This window comes from Nocardioides sp. JCM 18998, from assembly GCF_055391535.1.
In genome coordinates this window covers 486,493-504,524 of sequence record NZ_AP043886.1, presented here as the reverse complement: position 1 = coordinate 504,524, position 18,032 = coordinate 486,493, and the positions used below count along the sequence as shown (strand labels likewise).

The 18,032-nt window shown below is 65.7% G+C and carries 9 protein-coding genes and 3 rRNA genes; 10 read left to right on the top strand and 2 right to left on the bottom strand.

The genetic code is table 11. The features are described 5' to 3' along the window. The first annotated feature begins 68 nt into the window (after positions 1-68). From ACZ5L9_RS02365 to guaA, 4 genes are all read left to right on the top strand, one after another. The gene (locus ACZ5L9_RS02365) at positions 69-1,685 is read left to right on the top strand and encodes a succinic semialdehyde dehydrogenase (protein ID WP_464533300.1); all 1,617 of its coding nucleotides are present in this window, start codon (positions 69-71) and stop codon (positions 1,683-1,685) included. Beyond that, the gene (locus ACZ5L9_RS02360; RefSeq protein WP_464533297.1) at positions 1,678-3,438 is read left to right on the top strand and encodes a GMC family oxidoreductase N-terminal domain-containing protein; all 1,761 of its coding nucleotides are present in this window, start codon (positions 1,678-1,680) and stop codon (positions 3,436-3,438) included. Before ACZ5L9_RS02365 ends, ACZ5L9_RS02360 begins: the two co-directional genes overlap by 8 nt. A 427-nt stretch (positions 3,439-3,865) precedes the next feature. Further along, positions 3,866-4,909 carry an NAD(P)-dependent alcohol dehydrogenase gene (locus ACZ5L9_RS02355; protein WP_464533295.1) on the top strand — a complete coding sequence of 348 codons (1,044 nt, stop codon included), beginning with the start codon at positions 3,866-3,868 and terminating at the stop codon, positions 4,907-4,909. 92 nt (positions 4,910-5,001) lie between these two features. Further along, entirely contained in the window at positions 5,002-6,615 is a 1,614-nt protein-coding gene (guaA, locus tag ACZ5L9_RS02350; protein WP_464533292.1) for a glutamine-hydrolyzing GMP synthase, read from the top strand. 72 nt (positions 6,616-6,687) lie between these two features. On the opposite strand, the gene ACZ5L9_RS02345 is transcribed toward guaA, so the two are convergent. Further along, the gene (locus tag ACZ5L9_RS02345) at positions 6,688-7,305 is read right to left on the bottom strand and encodes an FMN-binding negative transcriptional regulator (RefSeq protein WP_464533290.1); all 618 of its coding nucleotides are present in this window, start codon (positions 7,303-7,305) and stop codon (positions 6,688-6,690) included. 81 nt (positions 7,306-7,386) lie between these two features. Between ACZ5L9_RS02345 and ACZ5L9_RS02340 the strand changes: the two genes are divergently transcribed. After that, a complete protein-coding gene (locus tag ACZ5L9_RS02340) occupies positions 7,387-8,229 on the top strand; it encodes an SMP-30/gluconolactonase/LRE family protein (protein WP_464533287.1) in 843 nt (280 codons plus the stop codon). A 70-nt stretch (positions 8,230-8,299) separates the two neighbouring features. On the opposite strand, the gene ACZ5L9_RS02335 is transcribed toward ACZ5L9_RS02340, so the two are convergent. After that, on the bottom strand, positions 8,300-9,637 hold the full coding sequence (locus ACZ5L9_RS02335; protein ID WP_464533284.1) for an FAD-dependent oxidoreductase: 1,338 nt from the start codon (positions 9,635-9,637) through the stop codon (positions 8,300-8,302). A gap of 75 nt (positions 9,638-9,712) precedes the next feature. On the opposite strand from ACZ5L9_RS02335, the gene ACZ5L9_RS02330 reads away from it, so the two are divergent. From ACZ5L9_RS02330 to rrf, 5 genes are all read left to right on the top strand, one after another. Beyond that, positions 9,713-10,636: a LysR family transcriptional regulator gene (locus tag ACZ5L9_RS02330; RefSeq protein WP_464533281.1), complete on the top strand. Its 924-nt coding sequence runs from the start codon at positions 9,713-9,715 to the stop codon at positions 10,634-10,636. 50 nt (positions 10,637-10,686) lie between these two features. Continuing rightward, positions 10,687-12,216, top strand: coding sequence for an acyl-CoA synthetase (locus tag ACZ5L9_RS02325; protein ID WP_464533278.1), 1,530 nt, complete (start codon positions 10,687-10,689; stop codon positions 12,214-12,216). Between the two features lie 446 nt (positions 12,217-12,662). Then, positions 12,663-14,178: ribosomal RNA gene (locus ACZ5L9_RS02320) — 16S ribosomal RNA — on the top strand. Between the two features lie 503 nt (positions 14,179-14,681). After that, positions 14,682-17,756: ribosomal RNA gene (locus tag ACZ5L9_RS02315) — 23S ribosomal RNA — on the top strand. Between the two features lie 115 nt (positions 17,757-17,871). Continuing rightward, positions 17,872-17,988: ribosomal RNA gene (rrf, locus tag ACZ5L9_RS02310) — 5S ribosomal RNA — on the top strand. Together the 16S, 23S and 5S rRNA genes form the textbook arrangement of a ribosomal RNA operon. Positions 17,989-18,032 lie beyond the last annotated feature (44 nt).

Here is an 18,032-nt window from a genome sequence, read left to right as displayed (position 1 = left end):
GGTACCCGGTACAGCGTGTGGCTACTAACCAGTAGCCAAGGGCGACGCACGTCACATACTCTCGGTACATGAGTGCCTCCAACCCCGATCGCCAGCCACTCGTCGACGGCCCCCGCGACCCGGAGCACGACCCGGCCGCGACGTACGCGCTCGACCCGGGCTACGCCGCCCGGCTGACCGCGCGGCTGCTGGCGACGTCGGGGGAGACCCATGAGGTGCGCTCGCCGCTCGACGGCGCGCCGCTCGTGCACGTGCCGCAGTCGAGCGACGCCGACGTCGCCGAGGCGTTCGCGCGCGCCCGCATCGCGCAGGAGAAGTGGGCGCGTACGCCCGTCGTCGAGCGCGAGCGGATCCTGCTGCGCCTCCACGACCTCGTGCTGGATCGCCAGGAGGAGATCCTCGACCTGATCGTGCTGGAGACCGGCAAGGCCCGCAAGCACGCCTTCGACGAGCCGCTGCACATCGCGCTGACGGCGCGCTACTACGGTCGTACGACCGCCAAGCACCTGCGCTCCGAGCGCCGACCCGGCGTCATCCCGGGGCTGACCCGGATCGACGTCAACCACGTCCCCAAGGGCGTCGTCGGCATCATCTCGCCGTGGAACTACCCGTTCACCCTGGCGCTGTGCGACGGCCTCGCCGCGATCGCCGCCGGCAACGCGGTGGTCGCCAAGCCTGACGCCCAGACCATGCTCAGCGCGCTCCTCGGTGCCGAGCTGCTCGAGGAGGCCGGCCTGCCCAAGGACCTGTGGACCGTCGTCGCCGGCCCCGGCGCGGAGATCGGCACGAGCATCATCGAGCGCGCCGACTACATCTGCTTCACCGGCTCGACCGCGACGGGCAGGATCATCGGCCGGCAGTGCGCAGAGCGGCTGATCGGCTCCTCGCTCGAGCTCGGCGGCAAGAACGCCATGCTCGTGCTCGCCGATGCCGACATCGAGAAGGCCGCCGAGGGCGCGACCCGTGCCGTCTTCTCCAACACCGGCCAGCTCTGTGTGTCGATCGAGCGGATGTACGTCGCCGACGCGATCTACGACCGCTTCGTGGAGCGGTTCGCCGCCCGTACGCAGGCGATGACCCTCGGCGCGACGCTGGCCTGGGAGAACGACATGGGCTCCCTGATCAGCCAGAACCAGCTCGACAACGCCATCACCCACGTCGAGGACGCGGTCACCAAGGGCGCCCGTGTGCTCGCCGGGGGCAGGGCGCGGCCCGACCTCGGCCCCTTCTTCTTCGAGCCGACGATCCTCGAGGGCGTCAGCCCCGAGATGACCTGCTTCGGCACCGAGACCTTCGGCCCGGTGGTGTCGATCTACCGCGTCACCAGCGACGAGGACGCGGTGGACCGTGCCAACGACGGCGAGTACGGTCTCAACGCCTCGATCTACAGCCGCGACACCGCCCGTGCCCGTCGTCTCGCGGCCCGGGTCAAGGCGGGCACGGTCAACATCAACGAGGCGTTCGCCGCCTCCTTCGCCAGCATCGACGCGCCGATGGGCGGCTTCCGCGAGTCCGGCACCGGCCGCCGCCAAGGCGCCGAGGGCCTGCTGCGCTTCACCGAGACCCAGTCGGTCGCGACCCAGCGCGGGATGCGGTTCAGCCCGATGTTCGGGATGTCGGACGAGGCCTACGCCAAGGTCATGACCGCCTCGCTGCGCGCCCTCAAGGCGGTCGGTCGTGCCTGACGCCGGGACCTCCAGCAAGGCCACGCACTACGACGTCCTCGTCATCGGCTCCGGCTTCGGTGGCTCGGTCAGTGCACTGCGGCTGACCGAGAAGGGCTACTCCGTCGGCGTCCTCGAGGCCGGTGCCCGGCTCGACGACGAGGACTTCGCCGACACCTCGTGGGACCTGAAGCGGTTCCTCTTCAACCCCGCGATCGGCTGCTACGGCATCCAGCGCATCGACATGGTCAAGGACGCGATCATCCTCGCCGGGGCGGGTGTCGGCGGCGGATCACTGGTCTACGCGAACACCCTCTACGAGCCGCTCGACCCGTTCTACGAGGACCGGTCGTGGGCCCACATCACCGACTGGAAGTCGGAGCTGGCGCCCTACTACGACCAGGCCAAGCGGATGCTCGGCGTCGTGGTGAACCCGCACATCACGCCGGCCGACCGCATCATGCAGAAGGTCGCCGCCGACATGGGGGTCGCCGAGAGCTACCACCAGGCGCCCGTCGGCGTCTTCTTCGGCGACGAGGGCGTGGCACCGGGCACCGATGTCGCGGACCCGTACTTCGGCGGCGAGGGCCCGACCCGTACGACCTGCACCCAGTGCGGCGAGTGCATGGTCGGCTGCCGCCACAACGCCAAGAACACGCTGGTGAAGAACTATCTCCACCTCGCCGAGAAGAACGGTGCGCAGATCCACCCGCTCACCACCGTCACGCGGGTGATCCCGCGCCCGGCGTCGGAGGGCGGCGGGTACGAGGTCCACACCCGCTGGACCAAGGCGAAGCTCTCCCGCCTGCGCCGGGACAAGGGCGCCACCAAGGTCTTCACCGCCGACCAGGTCGTCTTCAGCGCCGCCGCGATCGGCACCCAGAAGCTGCTGCACCGGCTCAAGGCCACCGGTGACCTGCCGTTGATCTCGGACCGGCTCGGCGAGCTGACCCGTACCAACTCCGAGGCGATCCTCGGGTCCATCGCTCCCGACCTCAGCGTCGACTACAGCGAGGGCGTCGCGATCACCTCCTCGATCCATCCCGACGAGCACACCCACTTCGAGCCGGTCCGCTACGGCCACGGCTCGAACGCGATGTCCTTCCTGCAGACTGTGCTCACCGACGGCGGTCCGGACCGCAAGAAGCGGTGGGCCAAGGAGATGTGGGCCCAGCGCCGCAACCTCCGCACGCTCTACGACGTGAAGCACTGGTCCGAGCGGATGGTGGTGCTGCTGGTGATGCAGGCCAAGGACAACTCGATCACCGTCTTCCCCAAGAAGACGGCGCTCGGCTGGAGGCTCAGCTCCAAGCAGGGCCACGGCGAGCCGAACCCGACCTGGATACCGGCCGCCAACGAGGGCGCACGCATGATGGCCCGGCACATGTCCACCGATGCGGGCGAGGGGTACGCGGGCGGCACCGTCGGCGAGCCCTTCGACATCCCGATGACCGCGCACTTCATCGGCGGCTGCGCGATCGGGGACTCGTCGCGCAGCGGGGTCGTGGATCCCTACCAGCGCCTGTACGGCTACGACGGCCTCCACGTGGTCGACGGCTCGACGATCTCGGCGAACCTCGGCGTCAACCCGTCCCTGACGATCACCGCCCAGGCCGAGCGGGCGATGGCGTTCTGGCCGAACAAGGGCGAGACGGACACCCGCCCCGCCCTGGGTGCCGACTACCGCCGTCTCGAACCGGTCAATCCGCACCGTCCGGCAGTCCCGCCGAGCGCCCCCGCGGCGCTGCGCCTGCCCATCGTCGGCGTCGGCTGATTTTCTTTCCAGAAAATCTCGGAGAGTCCGTAACCGGGTCTGTTGCTCCTCGTTGGAGCAGCAGACCCGGATTGCTCCCTCCCTTAACTGTCCGGGTCACGCGGTCCAGGCGCTGTCCAGCAGTTGCGTGGACGATCAGGGCCCGGCCACCCTCCCTCCCCGGCCGGGCCCTGGTGCATTTTCCGAGCGTGTGCGGCGCGACGAAGGAGCGCGGCACACCAGCGAGGAGGTCGAGCGAGCGCACGTCCGAGCTTGCGAGGGCGTGACCGCGTGTCGAGACCCTGGCGCCGCCCGGCACGCACATGGGCTGGGGGATGTCGCCGTTGCCGGTGCGCGCTACGTTGCCTCTAGGTCCTTCGACCTCCGTTCCCGGCGTCCCGCCGATCCGACGGCACGCCAGTTCGGCCCTTCCTGGAGAGGTTGCCCGATGCGTGCTGTCCTGTTCGAGAACTACGAGACCTTCCCGATCCTCACCGAGGTCGAGCGCCCCGATCCGGGCCCAGGCGAGGTGCTGCTCAAGGTGGCCGGCGCCGGCGCCTGCCACTCCGACGTCGCGATCTACCGCGAGTTCAAGGCTGGCCAGCCGGGTGCCCAGGTGCCGCCCTTCATCCTCGGTCACGAGAACTCCGGCTGGATCGAGGAGATCGGCCCCGGCGTCACCGGCCTGACCAAGGGCGATGCCTACCTCGTCTACGGCCCGATCGGCTGCGGGCACTGCGCCCCCTGCTCACGCGGGCAGGACACCTACTGCGACAACGCCGCCACCAACCCGTACGCCGCCATCGGGCTGGGTCGCAACGGCGGCATGGCGGAGTACGTCACCGTTCCCGCGCGCAACCTGGTCCCGCTCGGCGACGCCGATCCGGTCGCGGCCGCACCGCTCAGCGATGCCGGCCTGACGCCGTACCACGCGATCAAGCTCGCCCTGCCGAACCTCGCCGGCGGCGGCCGGTTCGCGCTCGTCGTCGGGCTCGGCGGCCTCGGTCAGATCGCCGTCCAGATCCTCACCGCCCTGACCGGCGCCACCGTGATCGTGACCGACATGCGCGAGGACGCGATGGCCCGCGCTGTCGAGCGCGGCGCGATCGCCGTCCCGGGCGGGCCCGATCAGGTCGCGCGGATCCGCGAGATCACCGGCGGGCGCGGCGTGGACGCGGCGTTCGACCTGGTCGGCGCCTCGCCCACCATCAAGGTGGCGCAGGGCGCGCTGGCGATCGGCGGTCGGCTGACGGTGGTCGGCATAGCGGGCGGCGTCACGGACTGGTCGTTCTTCACCAACCCGTACGAGGCGACCATCACCAACACGTACTGGGGCACCATCGAGGACCTCAACGAGGTGGTCGCGATGTATCGCGCCGGCCAGATCGTCCCCGACGTCGAGCGCTACTCGATGGACCAGGCGCTCGAGGCGTACCGCAAGCTTGAGGCCGGCGAGCTCAGCGGCCGCGCGGTCGTCACACCCCACTCCTGACCCACCCTGCGTCGAGTCGGCGCATCTCGAGGCGAGCTGCGCCGACTCGGCGTCGGTTCGGCTCGGGGTGCGGGCGCCGATAAGATCCGGCTATGACTGACGCCGTTGCGCAGCCCCTTCACGAATCGGTCGAGCACGATCTGGTCCTCGTCGTCGACTTCGGCGCGCAGTACGCGCAGCTGATCGCGCGGCGGGTGCGGGAGGCGCGGGTCTACTCCGAGATCGTGCCGCACACCATGTCGGTCGCCGACATGCTCGCCAAGCGGCCGAAGGCGATCATCCTCTCCGGCGGTCCGTCGTCGGTGTACGAGCAGGGCGCCCCGGCGATCGACGACGCGATCTTCACCGCCGGCACTCCCGTCTTCGGCATGTGCTACGGCTTCCAGCTGATGGCCAAGGGCCTCGGCGGCACCGTCTCGGCGACCGGTGCGCGCGAGTACGGCCGCACCCCGGTCTCCGTCTCCACCGGTGGCACGCTGCTGGCCAGCGTCCCGGCCGCGCACAACGTCTGGATGTCGCACGGCGACTCGGTGACCGAGGCTCCGGCCGGCTTCGACGTGCTGGCCTCCACCGCCGTCACCCCGGTCGCAGCGTTCGAGAACGTCGAGGCGGGCCTCGCCGGCGTCCAATGGCACCCCGAGGTGCTGCACTCCGAGCACGGCCAGCGGGTGCTCGAGCACTTCCTCTGGGACATCGCCAAGTGCCGCCAGAGCTGGACCATCGGCAACATCGCCGAGGAGCAGATCGAGCGGATCCGCGAGCAGATCGGCGAGAACGGCCGGGCCATCTGCGGCCTCTCCGGCGGCGTGGACTCCGCCGTCGCCGCGGCGATCGTGCAGAAGGCGATCGGTGACCGCCTCACCTGTGTCTACGTCGACCACGGCCTGATGCGCCAGGGCGAGTCCGAGCAGGTCGAGCGCGACTTCGTCGCCGCGACCGGCGCCAAGCTGGTCGTCGTGGACGCCGAGAAGCAGTTCCTCGACGCCCTCGCCGGCGTCTCCGAGCCGGAGACCAAGCGCAAGATCATCGGCCGCGAGTTCATCCGCTCCTTCGAGGGCGCGCAGGCCGACATCATCCGCACCGCCCCCCAGACCGAAGACGGCGTCGGCTCCACCGTTGGCTTCTTGGTGCAGGGCACCCTCTACCCCGACGTGGTCGAGTCCGGTGGCGGCGCCGGCACCTCCACCATCAAGTCCCACCACAACGTCGGCGGGCTGCCCGACGACCTCGAGTTCGAGCTCGTCGAGCCGCTGCGCACGCTCTTCAAGGACGAGGTCCGCGCGGTCGGCGACCAGCTCGGCCTGCCCAAGGAGATCGTCCAGCGCCAGCCGTTCCCGGGCCCCGGCCTCGGCATCCGGATCATCGGCGAGGTCACCCGCGAGCGCCTCGACATCCTGCGCCAGGCCGACGCGATCGCCCGCGAGGAGCTGACCGCCGCCGGCCTCGACAACGACATCTGGCAGATGCCGGTCGTACTGCTCGCCGACGTCCGCTCGGTCGGCGTCCAGGGCGACGGCCGCACGTACGGTCACCCGATCGTGCTGCGCCCGGTCACCTCCGAGGACGCCATGACCGCCGACTGGGCCCGGCTGCCGTTCGACCTGGTCGAGCGGATCTCCACCCGGATCACCAACGAGGTGGCCGACGTCAACCGTGTCGTGATCGACGTGACCTCGAAGCCGCCGGGCACGATCGAGTGGGAGTGAGCGACTCGTAGCGCTCGACGGACGGGGAGTGTGGTGCGCATCCGATGCGCGCCGCGCTCCCCGTTCCGCATGTCAGAGCCGCTCCATCGCCTCGGCGACCGCGGTGTCGCGCCCGATCCCGGTGGCGTGCAGTCCCTCGATCACGCCGGCCCGGTCCTCGGCGGAGCGGTTCTGGCTCAGCTTCGCCTTCCCCTCGACCCGCTCGACGCTCAGCTCGATGCCGACCACGGCCCGCAGCTGCTGTTCGACGTACGCGTCGGGTGCGTCCTCGACGCGCCACGGCTCCGCACGCGAGGCCTCCATCGCATCGGTGAGCAGGCCGACCTGGCGCCGCAGCCACCCGGCGTCGGTGTGGACGGCGAGCCGGCCGGTGAGGTGGACGGCCGAGTAGTTCCACGTCGGAACGACCCGGCCGTGCTCGGCCTTGGAGGCGTAGAAGCTCGGCGAGACGTACGCCTCCGGACCGGTGACGATCAGGAGGGCGGGCTCGCCCTCGGTGAGGGTGCGCCAGTGCGGATTGGCGATCGCCATGTGCAGCAGCAACCGGTCGTCGCGCCACACCACCGGCAGCCGGGTCGCGAGCGGGAAGCCGTCCTCGCCGGTGGTGATGAGGTCGCCGGCCCCGACCGTCGCGACGAGCGCGCGGATCTCGGTCTCGTCGGTCAGGGCGTTGAAGCGGGGGACGTACATGCGCCGATTCTCCCAGGGCGCCGATCATCGCACCGTGACCGGTTGGTCGCGGGTCATGAGAGCGCTCTATCGTGCTCCCTCGTGACCTCACAGACCTGGCTCGGAGATCCATCCGTCTATCACGGTGAGGGTGCCTTCTGGGACCCGCGCATCGGCGCACTGCGCTACGTCGACATCACCCGCGGCGACGTCCACACGATCGTGGATGCCCACGGGATGAAGACCCACGTCAGCGACGTCGCAGCCGTGATCCGCGCCCGCGCTGGCGGCGGATACGTGATGGCGTTCGAGCGCGGCTTCGCGCTCCTCGACGAGGACCTCGGCACGCTCGAGGAGATCCCGGTCCACGCCGACCCGGAGGTGCGGCTGAACGAGGGCAGTGTCGACCCGTCGGGCCGGCTCTACGTCGGCTCGATGAGCTACGACGAGCGCTTCGACGGCGGCGTCCTGTACCGGCTCAACCCCGACCTCAGCGTCGACGTCGTCCGCGACCCGGTCTCCATCCCCAACGGTCTGGCCTGGACGCCCGACGGTCGTACGGCCTTCCACGCCGACAGCCCGCACCAACAGATCTACGCCTACGACGTCGATCCGGCGACCGGCGCCTTCGGCGAGCGGAAGGTGCACATCCAGCTGGAGTCGGGCTACCCCGACGGGATGGCGATGGACGAGCACGGCGGCCTGTGGGTCGCCGTCTGGTCCGGCGGACAGGTGCGTCACTTCGACGCCTCCGGCGCCCTGGTCGACGTCATCGAGGTCGGCGTCGCCAACCCGACCTCCTGCGCCTTCGGCGGAGCCGACGGGCGCACGCTCTTCATCACCACCTCGAAGAAGGACCGGCCCCAGCCGGAGGAGCACGCCGGTCAGGTGCTGGCGCTCGAGGTCGGCGTCGGCGGGGCGCCCGTGCACGCGTTCGCCGGCTGAAATGCGACGTACCTGACGTTTCTCACCACGCTGCCGCGTGTCGGTGTGAGAAACGTCAGGTACGGGGCGATCAGGCCTGACCGGCCTCCAGCATCTCGGTGCGGGTCGCGACCTTCACCCGGATGCGCTCCTGCGACTCGCCGGTGGCGATCTCGTGGGCATCGAGCTTGACCCAGTGGCCGTGGTTGAAGACGTTGACGCCGCGCTCGGCGAAGTAGGCGTCGACCGCCTCGGGCGAGCGCTGCGGCGCGGTCTCGGTGGTGGCCTCGAGCAGGTGGCCGACGGTCTCGGCGGCGTCGCTCTTCGTGTGACCGATGAGGCCGACCGGGCCGCGCTTGATCCAGCCGGTGGTGAACAGGCCGGGGATCGGGTTGCCGTCGAGGTCGAGGACCTTGCCGCCGTCGTTGGGGATGATCGCCTTGCGGGCGTCCCACGGCAGGTCCGGGAGCGCCTCGGACTTGTAGCCGATGGCGCGGTAGACCTGGCCGACCGGCCACTCGCTGATCTCGCCGGTCCCCTCGACGTTGCCGTCGGCGTTGGGGGAGTGGGTGCGCTCGGTCTTGAAGGCGACCACCTTGCCCTCGGCGTCGGTCTCGATCGAGTGCGGCGCCTCGGCGAAGTGCAGGTGGATGCGGTGCGGCTTGCCGACCTCGTCGCGACCCACCCAGTTGGCGAGCACGTCGAGCACGAGCTTCTGAGCCTTGTGCTCGGCGATGTGCTGCATGCCGTGGTCGTCCACGTCGAAGCCCTCGGGGTGCACGATCACCTCCACGTTGGGCGAGTGGTTGAGCTCGCGCAGCTCCAGCGGAGAGAACTTCGCGTACGCCGGGCCGCGGCGGGCGAAGACGTGCACGTCGGTGATCTGCTTGGCCTTGAGGCCCTCGTAGACCTGGACCGGGATGTCGGTCACCAGCATCTCCTCGGCGGTCTTCGCCAGGACGCGGGCGACGTCGAGCGCGACGTTGCCGACACCGACGACGGCGACGGAGGTCGCGCCCTCGAAGTCCCACGTGGGGGCGTCGTCGGGGTGCGCGTCGTACCAGGAGACGAAGTCGGCGGCGCCGATCGAGTGCTCCTCGCCGGGGATGCCGAGCTCGCGGTCGGCCTTGGCGCCGGTGGAGAAGATGATGGCGTCGTAGAACTCGCGCAGGTCGTCGAGCTTCACGTCGACGCCGTAGTTGACGTTGCCGAGGAAGCGGATCTCGTCCTTCGCCAGGACGCGGTCGAGCGCCTTGATGATCTCCTTGATCCGCGGGTGGTCCGGCGCCACGCCGTAGCGGACCAGGCCGAAGGGAGCGGGCAGCCGCTCGAGGATGTCGACCGACACGTCCGCCTCAGACTTGGTCAGGATGTCTGCTGCATAGATGCCGGCGGGACCGCCGCCGATGATGGCCACACGAATACTCATGACCTCATTCTCTCGTACGCATGGTGAATCACAGAACGAGGTTGTGCTTGTGGGGTCACAAGGTAGCCTTGTGCCATGTTGGGGCCACACGTTCCGGAGCTGCGCGCCCTCGAGCTCCTCACCCTGGTCTCGGAGACGGGGAGCCTCAGTGCGGCCGCCGTCGAGCTCGGCATCACCCAGCAGGCGGCCTCCTCGCGGCTGCGGACGATGGAGTCGCTCGTGGGCGCCTCGCTGCTGGACCGTACGCGCCGCGGATCGGCGCTGACCCCCACCGGAGAGCTGCTGGTGCAGTGGTCGGGCGCGATCCTCGCCGCCGCCGCGCAGATGGACGCCGGCATCGCGGCGCTCCGGGCGGATCGGCGGGGCCACCTCACCATCGCCGCGAGCCTCACCATCGCCGAGCACCTGCTCCCGGGCTGGCTGGTCGCCCTGCGCGCGCGTCAGATCCACGCGGGGCTGACGCCGACCGAGGTGACGATGACGGCGACGAACAGCGAGCGCGTCGAGAACCTCGTCCGTACGGGTGAGGTCGATCTCGGCTTCATCGAGGGGCCTGACGCTCCCTCCGACCTGCACCACCGGCTGGTCGGGACCGACACCCTCGTCGTGGTGGTGGGGCCGAAGCACCCGTGGGTCTCGCGCGCGAGCCGGCGGATCAGCGCGGCGACGCTCGCGGGGACACCGCTCGTCGTGCGAGAGCCCGGGTCCGGCACCCGGATGGTCCTGGACCGCGCCCTCAGCCATCTCGAGACGGCGGCACCCGCCCTCGAGCTCTCCAGTACCGCCGCCGTCCGCGCCGCCGTCGCCGCCGGTGCCGGCCCCGCCGCGGTAGGTGCGCACGCGATCCGCGAGGACCTGGCGCTGGGCCGGCTGGTGAAGATCAATGTGGCCGGCCTCGACCTCACCCGTCGCCTGCACGCGGTGTGGCGCGGCGCCTCCCAGCCCCCGTACGGAGCCGCGCGCGACCTGGTCGCCTGGGCGGCCGAGCACCCCGCCTGACCGCTTGAGGGGCCCTACCGCGCGGCCCGCGTTGCTGACAGGGTCGACGCATGTATCCGGGAACCTGGGCACGGACGACGCCGGACAAGCCGGCCCTGATCATGTCCGGCTCCGGCCGGACGCTGACCTATGCCGAGCTGGACGACCGCAGCCTCCGGCTCGCCAACCACCTGCGGGCGGCGGGTCTCCAGGTCGGCGACGGCGTCGCGATGATCAGCGACAACCGGCCCGAGACCTACGAGGTCTACTGGGCGGCGCTGCGATCCGGGCTCTACATCACCGCGGTCAACAGCCACCTCAGCGCTCCGGAGGCGTCGTACATCCTCAACGACTGCGGCGCCAAGGCGTTGGTCGTCTCCGCGGCGCTCGCGGAGCTGGCCGGAGGGCTGGAGACGGACGTCGCCGTGCGGATCGCCGTCGGCGGGGCGATCGAGGGCTATGCCGGCTACGAGGAGGCGCTCGCCGCTGCGGGCGATCGACCGCTCCCCGAGCAGCCGCACGGGGACGACCTGCTCTACTCCAGCGGCACCACCGGCCGGCCCAAGGGGATCAAGCCGCCGCTGCCGCCGATCGCCGTCGACGAGCCGGGCTACCTGTACCCGACCGTCTTCGGCCGGGTCTACGGCTTCGGTCCCGACACGATCTACCTCTCGCCGGCTCCGGTCTACCACGCCGCACCGCTGCGCTTCATGGGCGCGATCCACGTGGCCGGCGGGACCGTGGTGATGATGGAGCGGTTCGACGCCGAGGAAGCGCTGGCCGCGATCGAGCGCTACCGGGTGACCCACACCCAGATGGTCCCGACCATGTTCGTCCGGATGCTCAAGCTCCCCGCGGAGGTCCGGGAGCGGTACGACGTCTCGAGCCTGCGTTGCGTCGTGCACGCCGCGGCGCCGTGCCCGATCGAGGTCAAGCGCCGGATGATCGAGTGGTTCGGCCCGGTGATCGAGGAGTACTACGCCTCCACCGAGGCGAATGGATCCACGATGATCGACTCGGCCACCTGGCTGCAGCGCCCCGGCTCGGTCGGCCGGCCGCTGCTCGGCATCCCGCACATCGTCGGCGACGACGGGCGGGACCTGCCGCCCGGCGAGATCGGCACGATCTACTTCGAGCGCGAGGAGCGCACGTTCAGCTATCACAACGACCCGGAGAGGACGCGGGCCGCCGAGCACCCCGAGCACCCGAGCTGGACCACGGTCGGCGACCTCGGCTACCTCGACGAGGAGGGCTTCCTCTATCTCACCGACCGCACGGCCTTCATGATCATCAGCGGCGGGGTGAACATCTACCCCCAGGAGATCGAGGACCTCTTCGCCCTCCACCCCGGCGTCGCGGACATCGCGGTGCTGGGAGTGCCCGATGAGGAGATGGGGGAGCGCGTGATCGCCGTCGTGCAGCCCGCTCCCGGGGTGGTCGGCGACGCGGAGCTGGCCGAGGAGCTGAGCCGGTACGCCCGCGAACGGATCGCCCACTTCAAGGTGCCCCGCGAGTTCCACTTCCGCGCCGAGCTGCCGAGGACGCCCACGGGCAAGATGGTCAAGGGCAGGCTGCGGGAGCAGTACGCGGCCGAGCGCTGACGGCACCTCGGCAGAGCCTCCGGAGCGCCTCGGAAGCTGACGTTGAGCGTGACGCCCGCTCGATTTGGCATGTCTGCCCCGTGTGCGTACTGTTCTCCGAGTCGCCACGAGCGGGGGATGGAGCCGAGAGGGTCCGGACCACAGTCGTGTGATGGGAGAAAAGAGCGAATCCGCCGAATTGGTGGAAAGTGAAAGTCTCCGATAAAGTACGGATCGCCCCGCAGGTGAGAAACTGAAGGACTTGGTTTCGAGCCACGGTGCGCGTGTGATTCTTGAGAACTCAACAGTGTGTCAAATAGTCGACGAATTAATTTTGTTGTGCCCCGTTGAATCTTTGGGTTTGACGGATACGAACATGATTCTGACAAGAGATTGTCGGGGTTTGTTTTGTTGCAGGCATCTCTTCTTGCTCGGCTGCTCTTTTGGGGTGGTTGGGTGTTTGTTTTTTGATGGAGAGTTTGATCCTGGCTCAGGACGAACGCTGGCGGCGTGCTTAACACATGCAAGTCGAGCGGAAAGGCCTTTCGGGGTACTCGAGCGGCGAACGGGTGAGTAACACGTGAGTAATCTGCCCTGGACTCTGGGATAGCCACCGGAAACGGTGATTAATACCGGATATGACGCGCTCTCGCATGGGGGTGTGTGGAAACTTTTTTGGGTCCAGGATGTGCTCGCGGCCTATCAGCTTGTTGGTGGGGTAATGGCCTACCAAGGCTTCGACGGGTAGCCGGCCTGAGAGGGTGACCGGCCACACTGGGACTGAGACACGGCCCAGACTCCTACGGGAGGCAGCAGTGGGGAATATTGGACAATGGGCGGAAGCCTGATCCAGCAACGCCGCGTGAGGGATGACGGCCTTCGGGTTGTAAACCTCTTTCAGTGCAGACGAAGCGCAAGTGACGGTATGCACAGAAGAAGGACCGGCCAACTACGTGCCAGCAGCCGCGGTAATACGTAGGGTCCGAGCGTTGTCCGGAATTATTGGGCGTAAAGGGCTCGTAGGCGGTTTGTTGCGTCGGGAGTGAAAACCAGGTGCTTAACACCTGGCCTGCTTTCGATACGGGCAGACTAGAGGCATTCAGGGGAGAACGGAATTCCTGGTGTAGCGGTGAAATGCGCAGATATCAGGAGGAACACCGGTGGCGAAGGCGGTTCTCTGGGAATGTTCTGACGCTGAGGAGCGAAAGTGTGGGGAGCGAACAGGATTAGATACCCTGGTAGTCCACACCGTAAACGTTGGGCGCTAGGTGTGGGGCCTATTCCATGGGTTCCGTGCCGCAGCTAACGCATTAAGCGCCCCGCCTGGGGAGTACGGCCGCAAGGCTAAAACTCAAAGGAATTGACGGGGGCCCGCACAAGCGGCGGAGCATGCGGATTAATTCGATGCAACGCGAAGAACCTTACCTGGGTTCAACTACTACCGGAAAGCGCTAGAGATAGTGCCCCTTTTTGTCGGTAGATAGGTGGTGCATGGCTGTCGTCAGCTCGTGTCGTGAGATGTTGGGTTAAGTCCCGCAACGAGCGCAACCCTCGTCCTATGTTGCCAGCAATTCGGTTGGGGACTCATAGGAGACTGCCGGGGTCAACTCGGAGGAAGGTGGGGATGACGTCAAGTCATCATGCCCCTTATGTCCAGGGCTTCACGCATGCTACAATGGCCGGTACAAAGGGCTGCGATCCCGTGAGGGGGAGCGAATCCCAAAAAGCCGGTCTCAGTTCGGATTGGGGTCTGCAACTCGACCCCATGAAGTCGGAGTCGCTAGTAATCGCAGATCAGCAACGCTGCGGTGAATACGTTCCCGGGCCTTGTACACACCGCCCGTCACGTCACGAAAGTCGGCAACACCCGAAGCCGGTGGCCTAACCCCTTGTGGGAGGGAGCTGTCGAAGGTGGGGCTGGCGATTGGGACGAAGTCGTAACAAGGTAGCCGTACCGGAAGGTGCGGCTGGATCACCTCCTTTCTAAGGAGTCAGTCAGCCATGATGTCCAGGACAACTGTGTCTTGGCGATGGTGCTGCTCGCTAGTGGAATCGTCGATGAAGGACCCGGTCGGGTTGGTGTTTGATGTCAGTACTGCCTCTTCGGGGGCGTGGAACCTCATCGTGCACCGGTGGACAGGGGAGTTTTGGCACACTGTTGGGCTTTGAGGAATCACACTCCTCGTGCCTGTTGGCTCGCCGTGACCGTTGGTTGCGGGGTTCGGGTTCACGGGTGGCCTCTTTCGCTCGAGCCTGGTGCGGTTGTACTGGGGGAGAGGGTTGGTGGGTGTGGTGGTTGATAGTTGGATAGTGGACGCGAGCATCTTATGAGTGCCGCCGTGCAAGCCTTTCGTACTTCACCAGGTACGGGTGGTGGCGGTGCTTTCTAGTCTTTGTAGTTTATTGCCTTTGATTTGAGTTTTGCTTGATGAGGCGATGGATGCCGGTTTGTTGTCGGTGTTTGTTGTTTTTGTTGAGTGTTTGTTTGGCAAGCTATGAGGGGCACATGGTGGATGCCTTGGCATCAAGAGCCGATGAAGGACGTGCGAGCCTGCGTTAAGCCCTGGGGAGTTGGCAACGGAGCGTTGATCCGGGGGTGTCCGAATGGGGGAACCCAGCACGAGTCATGTCGTGTTACCGCATCCTGAATGTATAGGGATGTTGGAGGGAACGCCGGGAAGTGAAACATCTCAGTACCGGTAGGAAGAGAAAACAATAGTGATTCCGTGAGTAGTGGCGAGCGAAAGCGGATCAGGCTAAACCAGTTACGTGTGATACCCGGCAGGGGTTGCGTGGTTGGGGTTGTGGGAGCCTTCTCCTGGGTCTGCCGGCCTGGGGCACAGTAAGAAATCCGTGTTGAATGCGAAGTCGTTGGGAAGCGGCGCCGTAGAGGGTGAGAGTCCCGTAGTGGTAAGACACGGACTGTGGAGGTGCATCCCAAGTAACACGCTACTCCTGGAATGGCGTGTGAATCTGGCAGGACCACCTGTTAAGCCTAAATACTTCTTGATGACCGATAGCGGACAAGTACCGTGAGGGAAAGGTGAAAAGTACCCCTGGCGGGGAGTGAAATAGTACCTGAAACCGTGTGCCTACAATCCGTCAGAGCCTTTCGGGGTGATGGCGTGCCTTTTGAAGAATGAGCCTGCGAGTTAGTGGTGTGTGGCGAGGTTAACCCGTGTGGGGTAGTCGTAGCGAAAGCGAGTCCGAATAGGGCGTTTTAGTCGCATGCTCTAGACCCGAAGCGAAGTGATCTATCCATGGGCAGGTTGAAGCGCCGGTAAGACGGCGTGGAGGACCGAACCCACTTCAGTTGAAAATGGAGGGGATGACCTGTGGATAGGGGTGAAAGGCCAATCAAACTTCGTGATAGCTGGTTCTCCCCGAAATGCATTTAGGTGCAGCGTTGCGTGTTTCTTGCATCAGGTAGAGCACTGGATAGCCGATGGGCCCGACCAGGTTACTGACGTTAGCCAAACTCCGAATGGGTGTAAGTGAGAGCGCAGCAGTGAGACAGTGGGGGATAAGCTCCATTGTCGAGAGGGAAACAGCCCAGACCATCAGCTAAGGCCCCTAAGCGGCGGCTAAGTGGAAAAGGATGTGGAGTCGCAGTGACAACCAGGAGGTTGGCTTGGAAGCAGCCACCCTTGAAAGAGTGCGTAATAGCTCACTGGTCAAGTGATTCCGCGCCGACAATGTAGCGGGGCTCAAGCCGCCCGCCGAAGCTATGGCACTCCAGACTTGGTCTGGGGTGGGTAGGGGAGCGTCGTGTATGCGGTGAAGCGGCAGAGTGATCTGGCCGTGGAGTTTACACGAGTGAGAATGCAGGCATGAGTAGCGAATGATGAGTGAGAAACTCATCCGCCGGATGATCAAGGGTTCCAGGGTCAAGCTAATCTGCCCTGGGTAAGTCGGGACCTAAGGCGAGGCCGACAGGCGTAGTCGATGGACAACCAGTTGATATTCTGGTACCGGCGAAGAAGCGCCCATGCTGAGGCGCGTGATGCTAAGTGCCCGAAACACCGCGACCAACCCTTCGGGGGCGGCGTGTGTGCGTAGCGCATGACCCGAGCGTGTAGTAGGTAAGCGATGGGGTGACGCAGGAAGGTAGTCGATCCGGCGCGATGGTTGTCGCCGGCTAAGGATGTAGGACGTGACGTAGGCAAATCCGCGTTGCATTAAGTCTGAGATCTGATGGGGACCCTTTGGGGGAAGTCGATGATCCTATGCTGTCGAGAAAAACCTCTAGCGAGCTTCGAGCCGCCCGTACCCCAAACCGACTCAGGTGATCAGGTAGAGAATACCAAGGCGATCGAGTGAACCATGGTTAAGGAACTCGGCAAAATGCCCCCGTAACTTCGGGAGAAGGGGGGCCGGATCCGTGAACCACCTTGCGTGGGGAAGCGGTGATGGCCGCAGAGACCAGGCCCAAGCGACTGTTTACTAAAAACACAGGTCCGTGCGAAGTTGTAAGACGATGTATACGGACTGACTCCTGCCCGGTGCTGGAAGGTTAAGGGGACCGGTTAGACAGCAATGTCGAAGCTGAGAACTTAAGCCCCAGTAAACGGCGGTGGTAACTATAACCATCCTAAGGTAGCGAAATTCCTTGTCGGGTAAGTTCCGACCTGCACGAATGGAGTAACGACTTGGGCGCTGTCTCAACCGTGGACTCGGCGAAATTGCACTACGAGTAAAGATGCTCGTTACGCGCAGAAGGACGGAAAGACCCCGGGACCTTTACTATAGTTTGGTATTGGTGTTTGGTTCGGCTTGTGTAGGATAGGTGGGAGACTGTGAAGTCCATACGCCAGTATGGGTGGAGTCATCGTTGAAATACCACTCTGGTCGTACTAGATGTCTAACCTAGGACCGTGATCCGGTTCAGGGACAGTGCCTGATGGGTAGTTTAACTGGGGCGGTTGCCTCCTAAAATGTAACGGAGGCGCTCAAAGGTTCCCTCAGCCTGGTTGGTAATCAGGTGTTGAGTGTAAGTGCACAAGGGAGCTTGACTGTGAGACAGACATGTCGAGCAGGGACGAAAGTCGGAACTAGTGATCCGGTGTCGGCATGTGGAAGCGGCATCGCTCAACGGATAAAAGGTACCCCGGGGATAACAGGCTGATCTTCCCCAAGAGTCCATATCGACGGGATGGTTTGGCACCTCGATGTCGGCTCGTCGCATCCTGGGGCTGGAGTAGGTCCCAAGGGTTGGGCTGTTCGCCCATTAAAGCGGCACGCGAGCTGGGTTTAGAACGTCGTGAGACAGTTCGGTCCCTATCCTCTGCGCGCGTAGGAAACTTGAGAAAGGCTGTCCCTAGTACGAGAGGACCGGGATGGACGAACCTCTGGTGTGCCAGTTGTACCGCCAGGTGCATGGCTGGTTGGCTACGTTCGGAAGTGATAACCGCTGAACGCATCTAAGCGGGAAGCATGTTTCAAGATGAGGTTTCCCACCCTTATTGGGTTAAGGCTCCCTATAGACGATGGGGTTGATAGGCCAGAAGTGTACAACCGTGAGGTAGAGCTGACTGGTACTAATAGGCCGAGGGCTTGCCTTACAAATGCTCAACAAAACCAACAAACGCAATCTAAACTGCGCAAAGAAGTGTTCGCGTCCACGAACCAACGATTCACCAACGTGACTTCCATCGAATGTATTCGGTGGGCAAGGGTTACGGCGGTCATAGCGTAGGGGAAACACCCGGTCCCATCCCGAACCCGGAAGTTAAGCCCTACAGCGCCGATGGTACTGCAACCGGGAGGTTGTGGGAGAGTAGGACGCCGCCGGACAATCATTGTGGTCGAGGCCCCCATCAGAACACTGTTCTGATGGG

Bases quoted from the DNA above. Each gene is read 5' to 3' on its own strand.
- ACZ5L9_RS02355 (WP_464533295.1), top strand. From the start codon at position 3,866: ATGCGTGCTGTCCTGTTCGAGAACTACGAGACCTTCCCGATCCTCACC.
- guaA (WP_464533292.1), top strand. From the start codon at position 5,002: ATGACTGACGCCGTTGCGCAGCCCCTTCACGAATCGGTCGAGCACGAT.
- ACZ5L9_RS02345 (WP_464533290.1), bottom strand. From the start codon at position 7,305: ATGTACGTCCCCCGCTTCAACGCCCTGACCGACGAGACCGAGATCCGC.
- ACZ5L9_RS02335 (WP_464533284.1), bottom strand. From the start codon at position 9,637: ATGAGTATTCGTGTGGCCATCATCGGCGGCGGTCCCGCCGGCATCTAT.
- ACZ5L9_RS02325 (WP_464533278.1), top strand. From the start codon at position 10,687: ATGTATCCGGGAACCTGGGCACGGACGACGCCGGACAAGCCGGCCCTG.
- ACZ5L9_RS02330 (WP_464533281.1), top strand. From the start codon at position 9,713: ATGTTGGGGCCACACGTTCCGGAGCTGCGCGCCCTCGAGCTCCTCACC.
- ACZ5L9_RS02365 (WP_464533300.1), top strand. From the start codon at position 69: ATGAGTGCCTCCAACCCCGATCGCCAGCCACTCGTCGACGGCCCCCGC.